This window comes from Kribbella sp. (assembly GCF_035655035.1).
Classification (GTDB): domain Bacteria; phylum Actinomycetota; class Actinomycetes; order Propionibacteriales; family Kribbellaceae; genus Kribbella.
On sequence record NZ_DASRVN010000323.1, the window covers coordinates 1 to 3,883 of the forward strand.

A 3,883-nucleotide genomic window follows, 5' to 3' on the forward strand; every position below is an offset into this window, starting at 1 on the left:
GTCTCCTTGTACTTGACCTTCATGTCCCGGCCGGTCTCGCGCATCGTCTTGATCACCTTGTCGAGCGTGACCACGTGCACGCCGTCGCCGTGCATCGCCATCCGGGCCGCGTTGATCGCCTTCACCGACGCCATCGCGTTCCGCTCGATGCACGGGATCTGCACCAGGCCGCCGACCGGGTCGCAGGTCAGGCCGAGATTGTGCTCCATCGCGATCTCCGCGGCGTTCTCGACCTGTTGCGGCGTACCGCCGAGCACCTCGCAGAGACCGGCGGCGGCCATCGAGCAGGCCGAGCCGACCTCGCCCTGGCAGCCGACCTCGGCGCCGGAGATCGAGGCGTTCTCCTTGTACAGCACACCGATCGCGCCGGCCGTCAGCAGGAACCGGACCGCGCCGTCGTCGGTCGCCCCGGGCACGAACCGCCGGTAGTAGTGCAGGACGGCCGGGATGATGCCGGCGGCACCGTTCGTCGGCGCGGTGACGATCCGCCCGCCGGACGCGTTCTGCTCGTTGACCGCGAGCGCGAACAGGTTCACCCAGTCCATCACCTTGAGCGGGTCGACCGACCACGGGTCCTGGCTGAGCTTGCGGTGCAGGGCGTGTGCGCGGCGCGGCACCTTCAGACCGCCGGGCAGGATGCCCTCGGTCTCGCAGCCCTCGCGGACGCAGTCCTGCATCACCTGCCAGATCCGCAGCAGTCCGTCGCGGATCTCGTCCTCGGTCCGCCAGGCCAGCTCGTTCGCGAGCATCACCTCGCTGACCGGCAGCTGCGACTCGCGGCACCGGTCGAGCAGCTCGGCGCCGGTGCTGAACGGGTACTTCAGCGGGGTGGTGTCGGGCACGATCCGGTCGCCCGCGGCGGCGTTCTCGTCGACGACGAAGCCGCCGCCGACCGAGTAGTACGTCCGTTCCCGCAGTACGGCGCCCTGGTCGTCACGGGCGACGAAGATCATCCCGTTCGGGTGGTACGGGAGCGCCTTGCGACGGTGCATCACCAGGTCGTGGCGCTCGTCGAACGCGATCTCCCGGACGCCCGCGAGCAGCAGCCGGCCGCGCTCGCGGATCGTCTCGACCCGGGCGTCGACGGAGTGCGTCGCGATCGTCTCGGGGTCCTCGCCCTCGAGCCCGAGGACGACCGCCTTGTTGCTGCCGTGCCCGTGGCCGGTGGCCCCGAGCGATCCGAACAGCTGGGCCTCGACGGTCGTCGTCGCGGCCAGCAGGCCGTCGTCGGCGAGGCCGAGTGCGAAGGTGCGGGCGGCGCGCATCGGTCCCACGGTGTGGGAGCTCGACGGGCCGATCCCGATACTGAACAGGTCGAAGACACTGATCGCCATCGTGCGGAGGTTCCTTCCGGTCGCCGTTGACCGTTTGGTGTCCTCCCCATTCTGTTGGGCGGAATGCCCTCCAGAGGTGCCTCGCCCGCGCGGTGAAGGTGCCTGAGAGATTCTTGGGGAGAGTTGCTCCTACGGCGCCCGGTTCGTGCCCGGGTCTCTCCCGCACGGGTTTATGCGGCTGTTGAATTGACTGACGCTGTGGACGGTACGGCGGTCTGCCGGGCGCCGTCAATCCGGCCCGTGCGGACCGCCCAGATCTCGAAGAACCAGGTGAACAGCGGCGGAACACTGGCCGCCAGCGCCGCCAGCGTGACCGGCCAGGACCACCGCAGCGGGCCGCGGACGGCGAGCACCGTGACGACGTACGCGACGAAGATGCCGCCGTGGATCGGGCCGAAGATCTTCACCCCGAGCTCGTTGTCGGACAGCACGTACTTGAACAGCATTCCGATCAGCAGTCCGCTCCACGAGATCGCCTCGGCGATCGCCACCACCCGGAACCACTGTGCGTGTCTGGTACTCATCACCGCCGACCCTAACAAGCCCCCCAAGCGGGCCCGGGGTGCTCGCGGGGCTGATCCCGGATGCCGTCAGCAAGCGATTGCCGAACGATCGTTCGCAGGAAATTCATCCGACGCGCTCCCGTGGGCACCGCAGTACTCGGCGTGGCGGCTGCCGTTCTCAGCACCGCCGCAGCTGCCCCTCCCGGTGCGGAACTACCGTGAGTGCGCCGCACACCTGCAACGGCTCGCCAACGCGATCCACGACCCGGCCACGGGCTACAGCTGGCACAGAGCGTGCAGCAGCAGCTGGGACGGTACGGCGTACTGCTGACGTACCAGGGCTGGGGTCACGGGAGCTACGGCAAGGGCCCGTGCATGCACACCACGATCGACAACTACCTGATCGACAAGGACGTGCCGAAGCGCGGCACCAGCTGTCCCGCGGTGATGCCCGCCTAGATCTCCAGCACCCGGCCGAGGTGGTCGCCGCGGACCAGTCGGCCGGCCATCAGCCGGAGCTCGGCGCAGGCGGTTTCCAGCGCCTGGGCCTGGCTCCGGCAGTGGTCGACGTACCAGAACGGGTCGTCCGGCTGCGGATCGTCGGCGTCGTCGATATCGGCGTACCAGCGCCGGCGGCCACAGTTCAGCACGCGCACCCGAAGATTCATCGTCCTCACCCCCCGTACAACGGCCGGCCCGGCCGGGCGCGTGGATCGCGGCCCCCCACTGCCACGCGCCGGGCCGAGTTCAGCCCTCCCCGCCCTGTACATCGTGGGGCGGCGGCGAACGTTACTGTTCGTGATCGGTAATCTTGATTACTTCCCGAGGTGCGAGCGGGTCCACTGCTCGAGGCCGTCGGTGGTGATCGGCAGGTCCTCGGTGAGGATCTCCAGCCGGTCCTCGTGCACCACGACGTTGTCCTCGATCCGGATGCCGATCCCGCGCAGCTCCGGCGGCACGGTCTCGTCGTTCGGGTGGAAGTACAGGCCCGGCTCGACCGCGAGCGCCATCCCGGCCTCGATGGTGCCGGCGAAGTACGCCTCCGGCCGCGACGCGTCGCAGTCGTGGACGTCGAGGCCGATGTAGTGCCCGGTGCCGCAGACGATGTACCGGCGGTGCTGCTGCCCGTCCGGGCCGAGCAGCTCGTCGATCGACGCGTCCAGCAGGCCCCAGTCCCGAAGTCCCTCGGCCAGGACCCGCAACGCCTCGTGCTGGAAGGCGCGGTACGGCGCGCCGACCTTGACGGCGTCCAGGGATGCGAGCTGCGCCTTGTGGACGAGGTCGTGCACCTGCCGCTGCGCCGCGGTGTACTCGCCGGTGGCCGGGAACGTCCGGGTCACGTCGGCGGTGTACAGCGTCCGGGTCTCGACGCCGGCGTCCAGCAGGATCACGTCGCCCTCGTTCACCGGGCCGTCGTTGCGGACCCAGTGCAGCACCGGCGCGTGGTTGCCGGCAGCAACGATCGACGCGTAGCCGACGCCGTTGCCCGCGGTCCGCGCGCGGCGGTCGAAGGTGCCCTGCAGCCAGCGCTCACCGCCGCCCCGGATCGCTTCCGGCAGCTCCCTCGCGACGTCGCCGAACGCCAGTACGCTGGCCGCGACCGCCTCGCGGAGCTGGTCGAGCTCCCAGTCGTCCTTGATCCGGCGCAGCTCTGCGATGCTCTGCCGGAGCGCGTTGCCGTCGGTGGGCGACGTCCGGACCAAGGCGTCCAGCATCGGCTCCACACCGGGAACCGAGAGCATGAACGGCACCGCGCCACGAACCGCGGCGGGCAGCTCGTCGATCGGCCGGCAGGCGATCTGCAGCGCGTCCGACCAGTCCTTCAGACCCGGCACCGGGCCGATCCACAGCTCGCCGTCGCGCGCGTTCGCGAAGAAGTCCGCCTCGTCCGGGCCGGCGGTCTCGCGCAGGTACAGCGTCGCGTCGCCGTCCCCGGAGATCACCAGTACGGCGCCCTCGGCCTGGCAGCCGGTCAGCCAGACGAAGTCGCTGTCCGCGCGGAACTGGTAGTCGGTGTCGTTCGACCGGACCGGAGCGCGGCCCGCA

At 70.1% G+C, this 3,883-nt stretch carries 5 protein-coding genes and 1 riboswitch; of the genes, 1 reads left to right on the forward strand and 4 read right to left on the reverse strand.

What is annotated here, in order from left to right; genetic code table 11:
- Positions 1 to 1,334 (reverse strand): L-serine ammonia-lyase (locus VFF46_RS18270; protein ID WP_325038345.1); only part of this gene is annotated, 1,334 nt, incomplete at its 3' end.
- An 80-nt stretch (positions 1,335 to 1,414) separates the two neighbouring features.
- A riboswitch (glycine riboswitch) is annotated at positions 1,415 to 1,507 on the reverse strand.
- The gene (locus VFF46_RS18275; protein ID WP_325038346.1) at positions 1,505 to 1,858 is read right to left on the reverse strand and encodes a DUF3817 domain-containing protein; all 354 of its coding nucleotides are present in this window, start codon (positions 1,856 to 1,858) and stop codon (positions 1,505 to 1,507) included. (Overlaps the previous riboswitch by 3 nt.)
- Positions 1,859 to 2,131: 273 nt before the next feature.
- On the opposite strand from VFF46_RS18275, the gene VFF46_RS18280 reads away from it, so the two are divergent.
- Positions 2,132 to 2,296, forward strand: a complete 165-nt coding sequence (locus VFF46_RS18280) for an alpha/beta hydrolase (protein WP_414673071.1) — start codon at positions 2,132 to 2,134, stop codon at positions 2,294 to 2,296.
- Here the strand turns inward: VFF46_RS18280 and VFF46_RS18285 are convergent.
- Positions 2,293 to 2,505, reverse strand: a complete 213-nt coding sequence (locus VFF46_RS18285) for a hypothetical protein (protein WP_325038348.1) — start codon at positions 2,503 to 2,505, stop codon at positions 2,293 to 2,295. The two genes, VFF46_RS18280 and VFF46_RS18285, sit on opposite strands and share 4 nt — an antisense overlap.
- Positions 2,506 to 2,652: 147 nt before the next feature.
- The coding region (locus tag VFF46_RS18290) for an aminopeptidase P family protein (RefSeq protein WP_325038349.1) at positions 2,653 to 3,883 on the reverse strand (1,231 nt) is incomplete at its 5' end.